Here is a 14421-nt window from a genome sequence, read left to right as displayed (position 1 = left end):
CGCCATGAGTGCGCTGCTCCTGCTTCTGACCCTCCAGGCGGCCACGCCCGCTCCCACCGAGGCCCTCGAGACGCTGCTGCGGCGCGAGGTGGCCCAGGTGGCGCTCGCCCAGGTGCGCCGCATGGACCCGGCCTGGCATCCGGACCAGCGCGACTGCGCGGGCCTCGTGCGCTTCGCCTTCCGCGGCGCCTACCGGCGCTTCCGCCCCGAGCGGCTCGCCTCGCCCTTGTGGCTCGACGACAAGGGCCGGCCCGGTGACTTCGCCGATGCCGAGACGCTGCTGGCGCACAGCTTCGTACCGCTCGGCCGCGACGAGGCCACGCGCGAGTCGCTGCGCACGGGCGACCTGCTGGCCTTCCGCCAGGAGCGCGACGCCGGCCCCATCTTCCACCTGATGCTCGTGGTGCGCCCGGAGGACAAGGCGCACGCCCCCACGCGCATCGTCTACCACCCGGGCGACAAGGGGGCCGCGGTGCGCACCGGCGTCCTCCAGTCGCTCGTCACCGAGGCTCCGCTGGAGTGGCGCCCGGTGCCCCAGAACACCGCCTTCCTCGGCTTCTTCCGCTTCAAGGAGTGGATGCGATGAACCCTCCCTCTTCCGCGCCGGGCGCACCGCCCCCGGCTCCTTCTCCCAAAGGTGGACCTCCCAAGGCCCTCCTGGTGGGCATCGGCGTCGCCGTGCTCGTCGGGGTGGCCGTGGCCGCCTTCTTCATTGGCCGCGGTACCTCCACCCCCGCGAAGGGGCCGGACGGCCAGGTCTCTTCCGGGCCCTCGGGCGCGTCCGGCTCCGGGCAGAGCTCGGTCCTGCAGGCCCTGCCTCCCGCGCCCGGCAAGCCCGGGCAGCTGGAGGTACCCACCGAGCCGGTGCGCCCGGCCTTCTGGGTGGACGTCTACGCGCCGGGCAAGGTGCGTGAGGCGCTCACGGGCAACGCGTGGCTGAAGGAGCAGTTGCAGAAGCCGCTCGGCAAGGGCTTCGTGGGCGGGTGGGCCGCGTTCCTCGACACCCGGGGAGAGGACCTGGGAGGCAGCTTCCAGGGCGCCGTGTTCGACGTCATGGCCGGACAGTTCCTGGCCGCGCCGTTCCGCATGGTCTGGTACTCGGGCGAGAACCGCGCGGGTACGCCCGCCATCATCGTCCCCGAGCCGGGCAACGCCACCATGGCGGCCTTCGACTCGATGAGCGGGGTGGTGCGCCGCAACGAGCTGACGGCCGCGTCGTGCCCGGGCGGGGAGGGCGAGGTGCCCTCGGAGGGCTTCACGCTGCAGCGCTGGCTCATCGCGGAGCAGTCGCTCTGGGCCGCGCGCACGGACGACAAGCTGGTGTTCGGCCGGCACCCGGCGGTGGTGCTCCAGGGCCTGTGCGAGCTGCACCTGGACCTCGAGCCGCCCCAGGGCGTGGACGTGGAGCTGGGCTTCGCTCCCGAGCCGCTCGGCCGCGAGGCGCAGATGCTCACCCATGTGATGGGCGTGGCCAATGGCATCCGCTTGCAGTTCGCCGTCGAGGGCAACCGGCTCGTGGGCCGCGGTATCTCCGGGCCGGTGGCGGACGAGCCCCGGCTGGACAGCGCGCCGCTCTCGGACGAGCTGCTGAAGCTCATCCCCGAGGAGACGCCGGTGCTGCTCACGCTCCAGCTCAAGCTGCCCGAGCAGTTGGACAAGGACACCCTCAAGGCCTTCTGGTCCGGCAAGGGCGCCGCGGTGCCGCTGCGCACGCGCCAGGTGGCCATGGTGTGGACGCCTCGGGGTGACGTGTCTCTGCCCACCGAGGTGGCGCTGCTGTGGGGCCGGCCCGAGGACGCGCAGGCGCTCGGGCAGCTGTTCTCTGGGCCCAACAAGCTGGAGTCCGCCACGCTGTGCGGGCACCACGTGCTGGCCTCCACCCCGGACGTGCTCGCGCGGCTGCGCAAGACGTGCGAGGGCAAGGGGCCCAACCTGCTCAACGCGGCGGCGCCGGTGGTGCAGGGGCTGCGCGCGCCGGGCTCGGTGTCCTTCGGCGTCAACACCGGGCGGCTGCTCGGCATGCTGCTGGCGGATGGGTATTGGTCGCAGGGGCCTCAGGCGGATCCGGGCAAGCCACGGCCTCGCGCGGCACCGCCGGAGATCGAGGCGGCGCGGCGTGACTTGGAGACGCTGCCCTACGTGGGGCTGCGTGGCACGGTGGATGGCAACAGGCTGGTTCCGGGAGGGTTCGGCTCATGAGGTACTCCGCTCGCATCGCGGTGCTGGCCGCGCTGGTGTGCGCTGGCGTGGCGGCGGCCAAGCCGCTCTACATCACCGTCCCCCGGGCCTACGGCAGCAGTGAGCCGGTGGCCGTGGACGTGGCCTTCGAGAACAAGGGGCCCGTGGAGCTGCGGGTGCTCAAGCCCGCGGACCTCGACGCCTTCATCCGCGCGCAGGGAGACGTCCGGCGCGCGTGGCAGGTCCCGCCCACCACGGCGAACCCCGGCAACGCGCTCAGCCGCGGACTCAATGCCGCGCACTCGCCGGGCTCGTTCCTGCTGTTCGCCCTCAACGAGGACTTCCGCAAGGCCGTGGCGCCCGGCCTGCCCGCGCGTCCACCTCCGCCGCCGGGCCGTCCGCTCGCCCGCGTGTCCGAGGGCCCCGAGAAACTCGTGGGCGTGCCCGCCGGTTTCTCCGTGGTGCGCAGCCAGTGGTTGAACCTGGACCTCGGTGGCTCCGAGCGCGAGTTCAGCGTCCCGGGTTTCGACACCTCGTATTACAGCGGGGGCTTCGAGGAGCGCCGCGTGACGCTCCCGCCCCTGCCGGTGGGCACGTACATCCTCCAGCTCGTGCAGGGTCGCGTGGAGGGGCAGGTGGTGCTCGTCGTCACCGACCTCACCGTGCAGCTCAAGCAGACGGACGGACAGGTGCTGGTGCGCGTGGCGGGGAGGGACCAGAAGCCGCGCGTGGGGGCGCAGGTGCAGGTGTACCTGCCCTCGGGCAAGGGGCCGGGTGGCACCACGGACGACAAGGGCGAGGTGACGCTGGCCGTGCAGGAGCCGCGCCTCATCGCCACGGCGGCGTCGGGCGGGGACACCGCCATCGTGGACACGGACTTCTACTCGTCGCTGGCGGTGGCGCCGGACGTGTTCATCTACAGCGACCGGCCCATCTACAAGCCGGGGGACGAGGTGCGGTTCCGCGGCCTGGTGCGCCAGCCGGACAGCTTCCTCGCGAGGCTCTTCACGCCGCGCCGGCGCGACGTGGCGGTGAAGCTCGTCTCGGCCGAGGGCCGGGAGATACGCACGAGCGCGAAGGTGGACGAGTTCGGCGCCTTCAACGGCACCCTGAAGGTGCCGGTGGATCTGGGCACGGGCGTGCTGCGGGTGATGGCCGAGCTGGACACGCAGCCGCACCAGGGCGAGGCGCGCGTGCAGGATTACGTGAAGCCCACCTTCTACCTGGAGCTCCAGCCGGAGAAGGAGACGGTGGTGCCGGGCGAGACGCTGCGGGCCACGGTGAGGGCACGGCGCTACGCGGGCGGAGTGCCTCCGGGTGCGAAGTACGAGGTGTTCCTCTACCGCTCGCTGCTGGACGCGCCGGCCTGGGTGGATGACGCGGGCCTGGGCGGGCAGGGGAGCGCGGTGACGTACGGGAGCGCCTCGTCCACGGAGGGCCGGCTGAGTGTCCCCGAGCGCCTGTTCTCCACGGTAGCCCAGCGCGGCGCGGAGGAGGACCCGTGGGCGAGCGCCGCGACGTTCGACGCCAACGGTGACGCGCAGATAGAGATCGCGGTGCCCGCGCTCAAGCCGGGCGAGGAGCGCCTGCCGTACCGCTACACGCTCACCGTGCGCGCGCGGGATGACCAGGCGACGTTCGCCAACGCGAGCGCCGCCTTCTTCCTCTCGAAGGTGGAGGTGCTGGGCAGCACGCGCTACTCGGCGGTGGTGGTGAAGAAGGGGGCCGAGGCCATGCTGGGCATCCGCGCCACCACGCTCTCCGGCAAGCCCTACGGCGCCACGCCGGGCGAGGTGGAGTTCGTGCTGCGCAAGGCGGATGGCAGCGAGAAGAGTCTGGGCAAGAAGAGCTTCACCACGGCGGCGGATGGGGCGTACCGCGAGAAGGTGCCCACCTCGGACGTGGGCGCGGTGGTGGCCCGCGTCACGGTGAAGGACAAAGGCGGCGAGGCCTGGACGGGCGAGGACCAGCTGCTCGTCATCGGCGAGGCCTCAGAGGCGGTGGCGCAGGTGCCCAACCTGACGCTGGCGTCGCTCTCGGGCACGCTGGAGCCGGGCGACACGGCGCAACTGGTGGCGCTGCTGCCGGACGGCTGGGGCCCGGGGGGCTCGGACGAGGGCCCGGTGTGGGTGACGCTCACGGGCTCGGGGGTGTACGGCACGCAGTTGGTGGAGCTGAAGGGCCGCACGCTGGTGCACGCCTTCGAGGTGGAGAAGCGCTTCGGCAGCGCGGTGTATGCCTCGGTGGCGTACCCGACGGCCTCGGGCCGCTGGGAGGAGCGCACGGTGGGCTTCCGCGTCATTCCCTCCGAGCGGACCCTCTCCGTGTCGTTGCAACCCCGGCGCGCCGAGGCCACGCCTCTCACCGAGCAGGTCATCGACGTGCGGGTGACGGACCACGAGGGCCAGGGCGTGGTGGCGCAGCTCTCGGTGGGCGTGGTGGACAAGGCCGTCTACGCCATCCAGAGCGAGTTCCGCCCGAAGGTGCTGGATTTCTTCTACCCGACAGGCCGCAACAACGTGGCCACCTTCTTCTCGGCCGAGTTCCAGGGCTACGGCTACGGCGAGGCCCTGGCGCGGAAGCTGGCGGGGCTGCCGGATCATGCCTTCGCCTCCATCAAGCCGCCCACGCGCCAGGCGAAGGATCTGGACCGGGACACGGCGTACTGGAGCCCCACGATCGTCACGGACCGGGACGGGCGGGCGACGCTGCGCTTCAAGCTGCCGTCCAACCAGACGCTCTGGGTGGTGACGGGCGTGGCGGCGGACACCTCGGGCCGCTTTGGCGAGTCCACGGCCGAGTTCGCCACGCGCGGTGGGCTCAACGTGTACGCCGCGCTACCGCAGTTCCTCCGGCAGGGGGACGAGGCCTTCGCCTCGGTGCGTCTGTCCGCGGGGGAGCTGTCCAAGGGCAGCCAGTTGCTGGACGTGCGGCTCGCGGCGGCGGGGGTGCTCGAGTCCGCCGTGGCGACGCAGAAGGTGGAGCTGGGCCAGGGCGGCGAGCAGGTGCTGCCCATCACCCTGAAGACGAAGGGCCCGGGCACGGCCGAGCTGGCGGTGGAGGTGACGGGGGGCAAGGAGCCGCTGCGCGACCGGCACGCGGTGGCGGTGCGGCCGGCGGTGCTGGAGGAGCCGGTGAAGGTGTCGCAGTGGGGCGGCGGTGCGCTGGCCCTGCCCGCGGCGGCGAGCGCGACGGTGTCGGAGGTGCAGCTGGTGTTGCAGCCCTCGCTGGTGGATGCGGCGCTCTCCAACGTGCGCGAGCTGCTCACGTACCCGTACGGGTGCCTGGAGCAGCTGGTGTCCACCACGGTGCCCAACGTGGCGCTGTACCAGACGCTGAAGAAGGGGGGCGCGCTGGAGTCGCTCGACACGGACAGCCAGGCGCTGCTGGCCGAGGCGCGCAGCCGCTCGGTGCAGGGCATGGCCCGCGTCCTGGAGATGTCCGTGCGCGGAGGCGGCTTCACCTGGTTCAGCGGCTACAGCACGCCGGACGTGCCCATGACGCTCATCGCCCTGGACGGGCTGGCGTACGCGGTGGAGGCGGGGCTGGTGGATCGGAACGATCCGCGCATCACCGAGAGCATGCGCTGGCTGGAGGCTCAGGAGGGGTTGCCCTTCGAGTGGGACGCCACGCGGGCCTGGGTGCTGGCGCGGCTGGACGGAGAGCGGCAGGCGGCCCGGGTGCGCGCGCTGGTGGAGGCCGCGCAGCCGGGAGACCTCTACCCGCTGGCGCTGGCGGTGCTGGCCGCGGAGAAGTCGGGCGTGATGAAGGAGCCCGCGCTCAAGGGCCGCATCGACGAGCTGGTGGCCCTGAGCAACGAGGGCTTCGTCACGCTGGCCAACATGCCCGCTCCGAGCGAGGCCCTGTGGCGCTACCCGCTGCGCCGGGTGGGCCTCACCGCCATCCTGGGACACGCGGCGTCCTTCGGGAAGCTGGACGTGGAGAAGGCGCGTCGGCGGCTGCTGGAGGCGCTGACGGAGCCGGGGCTGTCCACGTTCGACAGGAGCACGGCGCTGCTGCACTCGCTGTGGCTCATCGAGCGCGACGCGAAGGAGTTCCGCAAGCTGGCGCCTCCCGAGGTGAAGGGGGCAAAGGGTCCGGTGCGCTTCATGCCGCGCGGAATGGGGCTGGTGGCGGTGCTGGAGCCGGGGACGCGCACGGTGGACGTGGCGGACTTCGCGGGCGTGGCGACGCTGAGGGGCACGGTGGCCACGCCGCTGGCGGAGGTGAAGCCGGTGGCCGAGGGCATGAGCCTCCAGCGCGCGTACTACGTGCTGCGCGAGGGCGGGCGGGTGAAGCTCGAGCCGGGTGTCAGCATCAGCCAGGGCGAGGAGGTGTACGTGGAGCTGACGCTGGATGCGCGCGGAGACAACCGCAACCGCTCGGCGTACTACGTGGTGGAGGACGCGGTGCCCGCGGGCTTCGTGCCGCTGGTGGAGGACAAGGAGTTCCGCGGTCCGCCGCACGCGCTGCCGCTGGCGCCCGAGGCCCTCAAGCGGCGCTCGCTGAGCCCCGAGCGGGCCACGTTCTTCTTCGAGGAGCCGGCGTGGTGGAGCGACAGTCCGCGCACGGTGGGGTACGTGATGCGGGCGCAGTTCGCGGGCACCTTCTCCGCGCCGCCGGCCTTCATCGAGGACATGTACGTCCCGGGTATCCGCGGGCGCACGGGTCCGGACGTGCTGCAGGTGGCGCAGTCCCAGCGCAGCCCGGGCGACGCCGGCCCGGGCGGGTGGTGAGCCGGTGATGGGGTGGGCCGCCGTGACGGTCGCCTTGCTGGCGGCCACCCCCGTCTTCCTCACGAGGGGAGACGTGACGCCCGAGGCCGAACTGCGCGCCGAGGCCGAGGCCACGTGGAAGGCGCTGGAGGCGCGCTACGTGGCCGAGGCCGGGGGTGCTCCGGGCCGGGCGCCGGTGAACATCTCCCTGCGAAGGGGCGAGGGGATGTTGCCCTCGCGCAACGGGCAGGGGAGGCCGGGACTGGTGGAGCTGCGGCAGGGCTCGCCCGGGGTGCTGGACGAGCGGTTGCGCGTGGCGCTGCGGCACGAGCTGGCGCACCAGTTGCTGTGGTGGGCGTGCCCGGCCTCGGCGGAGGACCGGCTCTTCCACGAGGCCTTCGCGCTGGCGGTGAGCGGGGAGCTGGCCGAGTGGCGGGAAGCGCCCTACCAGTCGCTGGGGAGTGCCTCGGCGGAGCTGGCGCGCAACCCGGACGTGGACACGCCTCGCGCGCGGCGGGCCCTGGCGCGTGTGCTGAACGAGGACACGGGCTTGCCGAAGTCCCTGATGCGCCGGTTGAGGCAGTGTCAGGACGGGGCCCGCTGGGCGGTGCCGCTGTCGGTGGACGAGCTGGCTGGGGTGGCGCAGGCGGTGGCCTCCGCCACGGTGGTGCTCAGCCGTCACTCGGGCGAGGTGCTGTTCTCCGAGGGGGACATCCGCACGGCGATGCCGTACGGCTCGACGCTGAAGCCCTTCGTGGTGGCCGGGAGCGCGGCGGCGCCGCCGGTGCTCTCTCCACGGGTGGAGGTGCCCGAGTGGAGCTGTGGCGAGCGGCTGCCCGGGAAGGTGGACGCGAAGACGGCGCTGGTGCGTTCGTGCAACGGGTACTTCCTGGACTGGGAGGGGCAGGGGAGCGTGCCGAAGGCCTTTGGCCCCTGGGGCTCGGTGCTGTCCGCGGTGGGCCTGTCTGGCGAGCCCCTGGACATGGCGGACGCCATCGGACTGCGCTCGACGCTGCGCCTCTCGCCGTGGGGGCTGGCCCAGGCGTACCGGCTGCTGGCCGAGGCGAGGCCGGACCTGATGGAGGTGCTCGCGGGCAGCGCCGCGCGCGGGACGCTGTCCGAGCTGCCCGCATCGAAGGCCTACGCGGGCGTGGCGGCGAAGACGGGGACGGTGCGGGACGCGGACAGCCGCCCGAGGCTCGGGTGGATCGTCGCGGTGGACGAGGACCTGGTGGCGGTGGTGGCGCGGCCGGGGACGATGCCGCGTGCCTTCGCCGACGAGGTGCCGGAGGTGCTGGCGAAGGTGCGGAAGAAGCGGAGCGGGCTGGAGGCCGCGCGGGTGCAGGTGCTGGGGCTGGTGCAGCCAAGTGCCATCGAGGCCCGGTGCCAGGGAGCGGGTTTCTCGCTGGAGCAGGGCACGCCGAGCGCCATCCCCGAGGGCTTCACGAAGCTGGAGCCGCTCGTGCAGAAGGGCGCGGTGGTGTGCCTCGGGAGCCCATGGCGGGTGCGCTTCCCGGACGCGCCCGCTGGCCGCGACTATGCGGGCATCTTCACGAGCTCTCCGCCGCCGCCCTACAAGCCGCCCGCCGGAGTGCCCACGAGCCCGAATGCCTTCAGGGCCCGGAGGGGCTCGGACTTCCTCTTCCGCACCACCCGGCTGCAATACTCGGCGGGCGTGGTGGCGGCCGAGGACGCGGCGTTGAAGGGCGAGGCGAGGGTGGCGCTGGCACGCGTGGTGGCGCACAACGAGCGGTATGCCCACAGCCGCCATGCGGGCCGGCCGGTCTGCGACACGACGCACTGCCAGACGTTCCTCGGGACCGTGCGCGTGCAACTTGAGGAGGAGCGGGCGCTCGCGGCGCCACCCCTGCGCTGGCGCGAGTGGCTGCCGTTCTCCCAAGGAGGCCTGGAGCCGTGGAGTGAGACACGTCCGCGCGGGCAGGTGGATTCCCTCCTGGGCCAGGGCGTGACGGCGGTGCGCTTCGCGGAAGGACGCGTGCACTTCCTGCGCACGAAGCGGGAGGGGAGCGCGGTCTTCGACGCCGCCGAATCGCTGCCGTGCGAGCTCCTGCGTTCAGCGCTGAAGCTCCCCGCCTGTCCACGCACCGCCCACTTCGGGGACAGGGAGGTCTCGTTCGATGGGCGGGGCCAGGGCCACGGTGAGGGGCTCGACGTGGAGGAGGCGAAGGCGAGCGGCCTGGATTCCGGGCGGATCCTCGAGCGCGCCTACGCCAGGTGAGGCAACCCCTTCAGCTGCGCCACCCGCTGGAGGATGTCCGCGGGCTGATGGGCCATGAAGTCGGGGCCCGCGCGCGTGAGGACGTCCAGGGTTTCGAATCCCCACGACACGGACAGCACGCGCAGCTTCATCTTCCTGCTGGCCACCACGTCCCGCTCTTCATCTCCGACGTAGAGCACCTGCTCGGGAGTCAGCCCGTACGTCTTCAGGTACCGGGAGATGACCTTGTCCTTGCCGAACATGTTGCTGGAGCAGTGGACGCGCTGGACGACCGGCTCCATGCCGTTCCGGGCCAGGAACCGCTGGATGTTCTCGGCCGAGTTGGTCGAGATGATGCCGACCGTGAGGCCGTGGCGGTGGAGCGTGTGGAGCACGGGGAGCATGCCTTCGAAGGCCACCACCGAGTCCACGAAGTTCTTGTAGCTCCGGCCGACCTCCAGAATCACCGAGGGCAGCTTGTACAGCGGCACCCCCATCTTGCGGCATCTCTCCGGGATGGAGAGCCTGCTCAACACGGGGATGTCCGCTTCGCACATCGGATTGAACCGATGCTTCTCCGCCACCTGGTTGTAGGCGGCAATCACCACGGATCTCGAGTTGGCGATGGTGCCGTCGAAGTCGAACACCACGTTGGAGATCATGACGCGCGCCTCAGTGCGCTGGCTTGAACGTCCCGGGCCGCGACGCCGCGGCCTGCTGCACGGCCTGCTCGAAGTCCTCCCGGCTCGTGAAGGTGTTGATGCCGCCCAGCTTGAGGCTGGCCAGCGACACCCCCATCAGCACCACCTTCGAGCCGAACAGCACGCTCAGGGAGTTGAGCTTCGGAGCGATCGGGACGGCGCGCTCCGTCATGATGGTCCTCGCCTCGGTGGCGTAGAGCTCCATCTCCTCCCAGTCGTGGAAGATGTCCGTCTTCGGCTGGGTGGAGACGATTCCCTCGATGCTCATCATGGCGAGGTGGGCCAGGTGGGCGTCGTACATCGCCCCCTGGAAGCGCGTCACGATGACGTGCGGAGCGGGCTGCCAGAGCCGTAGCTCCCCGTTCGGGGTGGTCCAGGTCTTGGTTCCATTCACGACCGAGTGCGCGAGCATGCGGGGCGAGTTACGGCAGCCGACGGCCGGAAGCAAGGACTGACGCTTCCCGCCCGGCGATGTGTGCTGGGGTGGGCGTTCAACCGTCGAGCATAGGTCATTGACCCGGGGGCCGGCGCTCCGCCCCGTCGAGGAAGAGGTCGTCCCGTGGCACGGAGAGTTTCCGAGCGGACTGAAGGACGGAGGGGTCCGCCCGGCGCTCCACCGCCTCGAGCACGCGCAGCAGCCGCTCTCCCGAGCCATCGAGGTGGTCGCGGGTGAGGCCATGGGCCTCCAGCGCGGAGAACAAGGCGGGCAGGTCCCCCGTGTGGCGCAGCCCCCGGGCACAGGCGCCTCCCGGCCGGGCGCGGAGGATGACGCTGCTGAAGTCGCTGCCGAGCATGACGGCCTCGGGGCCTACCTGCCGCGCGTAGTGCAGCCAGTGCGCCACGTCGTCGTCGCAGGTCCCCTGCTGGTAGCCCTCCCAACGCTCCTCGAGGGGCACCTGCTGGAAGGGAGAGCGGAAGAGGCCGATGCCGATCAGCCCTCCGCTCGCGCCGATGCGCTGGGCCAACGGGGTGCTGAGACAGCGCGTCCCGGCCCAGCCGGCCCCGGTGTGCGAGTAGAGGAGCGGCACCCCCGCGGGTCCGGCGAGGGCGAGCACCTCCTCGATGGTCCGATCGCTCGCATGGGCCACGTCGATCAGGATGCCGAGCTGGATCATCCTCCGCACCGCGTCCACGCCGAGGGGCGTCAGGCCTCCGTCCCGTCCGTTGGTGAGGCCACCCACCACCGGGCCGAACTGGTCATCGGCCGCGTCCGCCAGCGGGTTGTCGAAGAAGTGGACGAGGGTGATGGAGCGCGCGCCCGCGGCGTAGAGCAGGTCCACGTCCTCCACGCGCCGGATGCCCTCGCCGCCCTCGACGGCGGGGATGAGCACGAGCTGTCCGTCCACGAGCTCCCGCCGCGCCTCGGCGGGACTGTGCGCCAGCACGAAGTCGGGGTTGCGCTGGGCGAAGGCCTCGAGCTCCGTGAGTTGGTGGAGGGCCTCACCCAGGGCGCTCCGGCCGGGACGGGTGGCGGGGGGCGGCCAGACCGTCGCGAGGATGAGTCGCACGCCCGCCCGCCGCAGCGCCGCCGCGTCCACCTGGTTGACGAGGAATGCCGCATGCGAGCCCGCCAGCACGCCATCTCCGGGCTCGCCCTGGAAGAGGGGCCCGAGCGCCGCGCGCATGGTCACGTGCACGTGGAGATCGGCGCGGAGTACCTCGGGTGTCACCGCGGAAGGCGTCTCCTCCAGCGGCGTCCGGAGGACGGCGCACCCCAGGCTTCCCAGCAACATCAGTGAACAGAGCCACATCTGGCCGACCATGGGCGCAGCATGCCGGAGTGGCTGGGGTTCCGCATGCTCCCTCTCCCTCTGGGAGAGGGCGGGGGGTGAGGGTCGTTACACGTGTGCGGAGGGGAAGACCCTCACCCTGGCCCTCTCCCAGGGGGAGAGGGGACGCCCGCGGGGACGCACACATCTGCGGTGCTGTGAATGGGCCCTGCCCGCTGTAGGGTTGCCGCTCCATGAGCCTCTCTGACGCGGCTGCCTGGCAGCTCCCCTGGCGCGGGTTGGGCCTCAGCAGCAACCTCGACGCGGCGGACCAGCCGCACCCCTACCGGTTGCTCGCCGAGTCGCCCGGCCTCTTCGACTACGTGGAGTACAGCGCCCCCCTGTCGCTCGACGAGACGCGGCGGTACGCCTCGCTCTTCCCCGAGATGTGGGAGCGCCGGAGCGACGTGCCGGTGCTCTTCCACCCCGTGCACCTCAACCTCTACGGCCCCGAGCTGGAGCCCGTGAAGGCCCTCGCGGACCTGGATGCGCACGCGCGCGCCGTGGGCAGTGCCTGGGTGGGCAACGACATCGGCTGGTGGCACTCGGGCGGGCAGCCGTTCCCGGGCTACCTCTACTTCACGCCGCCCTTCACCGAGGCCGGTGTCCGCGACAGCGTAGCCCACGCGCTCCACGTCCAGTCGCACCTGTCCGTGCCGCTCGCGCTGGAGAACCCCGCCGCCTTCGCGAAGCGCGGCGAGCTGCACGTGCTGGACTTCATGGCCCGCGTGCACGCGCGCACCGGCCTGCCGCTGCTGATCGATCTGGGACACCTGCTCAGCTACCAGCTCGCCGCCGGGCTGCCCCTGGAGACGGGGCTCGAGGGCTTCCCGTTGGACAAGGTCATCGAGCTCCACCTCGCCGGTGGCGTCATCACCCGGCGCAACGGGCGGGGCTACTACGTGGATGACCACACGCAGCCCGTGCGCGAGGAACTCTTCGGCCTGCTGGAGTCGCTGTTGCCGCGCTGCCCCTCGCTGCGCGCCGTCACCTTCGAGGGAGACGGACACCCGTCCGAGGTGGCCGCCCTCACGCTGCGCCGCCTGCGCAAGCTGGTGCCCGCCACGCCGAGGCCCCCGCTCGCGCTCACCCCGGTGAAGGAGCCCGCGCCAGCGCTCACCCGCGAGAGCGAGCCGTGGTCCCTCTACGACATCGGCTACGGCACGAAGGCGGAGACCGGAGGCGATGCGGAGGGCGCGCGGGCGGAGACGGACTTCCGCCTCGCGGTGGTGGCGGAGACGCTCGATCGGGACTGGCCGGTGTCCCGGCTGCTGCTCGCGGGCACGCGCGAGGGGCTGCGCGCCTTCACCGCCTCCAAGGAGTTCCGCGAGCTCTTCGAGGGCCTGGGCCGCTCGCCGGGACATGCCTTCGCGTCCTGGGCGCGGCGCCAGCTGCGCGAGCGTCCGGACGAGGGCGCGGCGGCGGCGGTCACCTTCGAGACGTTCCTGCCCAACGCCTTCATGACGCGGCCGGCGCCGGCGCCCGGTCCGGGGCAGGTGGGGCTGGCCGAGGACGTGCGCGTGGGCTCCTTCCCCGTGGACCTCACCGAGCTCGTCTTCGCCGCGAAGTCGCTGCGCCGCCACCTCACGGGACGGGCGTGGGCGTGCGAGGTGCTGGACGTGAGTGGCCTGGAGTCGCTCGCGCAGGTGGCGCGGCGTCCGGCCCCGGGCCCGTGGACCTTCGTCGTGCGGCGCCGGGGCAGGGGACTGGAGGTGCTCCCGGTGCCGCCCTCGCTGCTGCAGGTGCTGCGCTCGCTCGCGCAGGCGCCCCGGCCGGTGGAGGAGGTGCCCGCGCCAGTGCTGGCGGAGGGCCGGGCCCTGGGCGTGTTGCGCCGGGGCTGAGCCGGACGGACTCAGCCTCGGGACTCCACCTCACGGCGTGCGGCAGGGGCCGCAGTCCTTGCCACAATCATCGGGGGTGTTCCCCGTGCCGCACGACTCGGTGTACTGGCAGACGCCGTCGCCGCACTTGAAGACCTCGTCCTTGCGCATCCGCGTGGTGAGGGGCCGGTAGGTGATGCCGTTGTAGGTGCACGAAGCGTAGAACTCCTTCGCTTCATCCTTCTCACAGACCTTGTCGCACTTGAGCTTGACGCGGACGATCGGGAGGCAGGGCTGGCGCTCATCGTCCTTCTCGTCCGAGCGGGCACAGGCGCGTGCGGAGCTGTTCTCGTGGTGCAGCATGCGCCCGTCGTTGCCGGTGTAGAGGCCCTCGCCGTTGAAGAGGTTTCCGAAGAAGCAGGCCTCCTTCTCCGAGAAGTCCTCGAGCTCCTCCTTGGTGTAGGGGATGGCCTCGCCGTGGGCGTTGCGCCCCAGCACGGAGATGGGCACCCGCACCCCGAACTTGTTCGTGTGTGCCGCCATGCAGGCGGAGATGAGCTGCTGCTCCTCCAGGGTGGCCGGAGCGCCGTTGGCCCAATCCGGCGCCAGCCCCAGGTTTCCCGCCCAGGTGTAGGTGGTGCCCGTGGGAGAGGTGTAGCTGCGCGTCTGCCCGGCGGGGACCGCGCACTGGACGAGGTAGCGCATCACCTGGTTGCCCATGATGGGATCCGTCTGGAACCAGGAGGAGAACTCGGCGGTGGACAGGCCGTTGAAGGCCAGGCCGTTGAAGGCGAGCCCGTTGAAGGCCAGGCCATTGAAGGCGAGCCCGTTGAAGGCCAGGCCGTTGGGGGACAGGCCGTTGAGGTCGTACAGCGTCTGCCGCACGGCGGCGAGCTCCTGCCGCTCCTCGGGCTCGGCCACGGGGTCACAGGCGCTCGTCGTGAAGAGCAGGACGGCCGCGCTCAGCAGGGTGAGACGAGACACTCCAACCACTCTGTCGTTCATGGCAGGCCCCTTGTC

Annotated in this window: 9 protein-coding genes; 5 read left to right on the top strand and 4 right to left on the bottom strand. The window is 71.8% G+C overall.

The features are described 5' to 3' along the window. The first annotated feature begins 4 nt into the window (after positions 1 to 4). The 4 genes from NR798_RS27200 to NR798_RS27185 are packed head-to-tail and all read left to right on the top strand — an operon-like array spanning position 5 to position 9132. Positions 5 to 586 (top strand): DUF1175 family protein, encoded by a 582-nt coding sequence (locus tag NR798_RS27200; RefSeq protein WP_375765417.1) that lies wholly within the window; start codon positions 5 to 7, stop codon positions 584 to 586. Further along, positions 583 to 2199, top strand: a complete 1617-nt coding sequence (locus NR798_RS27195; RefSeq protein WP_375765416.1) for a hypothetical protein — start codon at positions 583 to 585, stop codon at positions 2197 to 2199. Before NR798_RS27200 ends, NR798_RS27195 begins: the two co-directional genes overlap by 4 nt. After that, positions 2196 to 6914 (top strand): MG2 domain-containing protein, encoded by a 4719-nt coding sequence (locus NR798_RS27190; RefSeq protein WP_375765415.1) that lies wholly within the window; start codon positions 2196 to 2198, stop codon positions 6912 to 6914. Before NR798_RS27195 ends, NR798_RS27190 begins: the two co-directional genes overlap by 4 nt. A 7-nt stretch (positions 6915 to 6921) precedes the next feature. Further along, entirely contained in the window at positions 6922 to 9132 is a 2211-nt protein-coding gene (locus NR798_RS27185) for a hypothetical protein (RefSeq protein ID WP_375765414.1), read from the top strand. Here NR798_RS27185 and NR798_RS27180 read toward each other — a convergent pair. The 3 genes from NR798_RS27180 to NR798_RS27170 all read right to left on the bottom strand — a co-directional run bounded on the left by NR798_RS27180 (position 9120) and on the right by NR798_RS27170 (position 11545). Further along, positions 9120 to 9773 (bottom strand): HAD hydrolase-like protein, encoded by a 654-nt coding sequence (locus NR798_RS27180; RefSeq protein WP_375765413.1) that lies wholly within the window; start codon positions 9771 to 9773, stop codon positions 9120 to 9122. The genes NR798_RS27185 and NR798_RS27180 overlap by 13 nt on opposite strands. A 10-nt stretch (positions 9774 to 9783) precedes the next feature. After that, the gene (locus tag NR798_RS27175) at positions 9784 to 10260 is read right to left on the bottom strand and encodes a hypothetical protein (protein ID WP_375765412.1); all 477 of its coding nucleotides are present in this window, start codon (positions 10258 to 10260) and stop codon (positions 9784 to 9786) included. Positions 10261 to 10321: 61 nt separating this feature from the next. Continuing rightward, the gene (locus tag NR798_RS27170; RefSeq protein WP_375765411.1) at positions 10322 to 11545 is read right to left on the bottom strand and encodes a dipeptidase; all 1224 of its coding nucleotides are present in this window, start codon (positions 11543 to 11545) and stop codon (positions 10322 to 10324) included. Positions 11546 to 11775: 230 nt separating this feature from the next. Here NR798_RS27170 and NR798_RS27165 point away from each other — a divergent pair, with 230 nt between their 5' ends. Next, positions 11776 to 13422, top strand: a complete 1647-nt coding sequence (locus tag NR798_RS27165) for a DUF692 family multinuclear iron-containing protein (RefSeq protein WP_375765410.1) — start codon at positions 11776 to 11778, stop codon at positions 13420 to 13422. A gap of 30 nt (positions 13423 to 13452) precedes the next feature. Here NR798_RS27165 and NR798_RS27160 read toward each other — a convergent pair whose 3' ends face one another. Beyond that, positions 13453 to 14406 carry a hypothetical protein gene (locus tag NR798_RS27160; protein WP_375765409.1) on the bottom strand — a complete coding sequence of 318 codons (954 nt, stop codon included), beginning with the start codon at positions 14404 to 14406 and terminating at the stop codon, positions 13453 to 13455. Between the last annotated feature and the right edge of the window lie 15 nt (positions 14407 to 14421).

Origin of the sequence: Archangium gephyra (assembly GCF_042230915.1) — a bacterium.
In the GTDB taxonomy this organism is placed as follows: domain Bacteria; phylum Myxococcota; class Myxococcia; order Myxococcales; family Myxococcaceae; genus Archangium; species Archangium gephyra_B.
Note: the sequence above shows the minus strand (reverse complement) of the source record. Positions and strands in the feature narration are given on the sequence as shown.

What these genes read in the sequence shown, in the direction of transcription:
- NR798_RS27200 (WP_375765417.1), top strand. Translation starts at nt 5, where the DNA reads ATGAGTGCGCTGCTCCTGCTTCTGACCCTCCAGGCGGCCACGCCCGCT.
- NR798_RS27195 (WP_375765416.1), top strand. Translation starts at nt 583, where the DNA reads ATGAACCCTCCCTCTTCCGCGCCGGGCGCACCGCCCCCGGCTCCTTCT.
- NR798_RS27190 (WP_375765415.1), top strand. Translation starts at nt 2,196, where the DNA reads ATGAGGTACTCCGCTCGCATCGCGGTGCTGGCCGCGCTGGTGTGCGCT.
- NR798_RS27185 (WP_375765414.1), top strand. Translation starts at nt 6,922, where the DNA reads ATGGGGTGGGCCGCCGTGACGGTCGCCTTGCTGGCGGCCACCCCCGTC.
- NR798_RS27180 (WP_375765413.1), bottom strand. Translation starts at nt 9,773, where the DNA reads ATGATCTCCAACGTGGTGTTCGACTTCGACGGCACCATCGCCAACTCG.
- NR798_RS27170 (WP_375765411.1), bottom strand. Translation starts at nt 11,545, where the DNA reads ATGTTGCTGGGAAGCCTGGGGTGCGCCGTCCTCCGGACGCCGCTGGAG.
- NR798_RS27165 (WP_375765410.1), top strand. Translation starts at nt 11,776, where the DNA reads ATGAGCCTCTCTGACGCGGCTGCCTGGCAGCTCCCCTGGCGCGGGTTG.
- NR798_RS27160 (WP_375765409.1), bottom strand. Translation starts at nt 14,406, where the DNA reads ATGAACGACAGAGTGGTTGGAGTGTCTCGTCTCACCCTGCTGAGCGCG.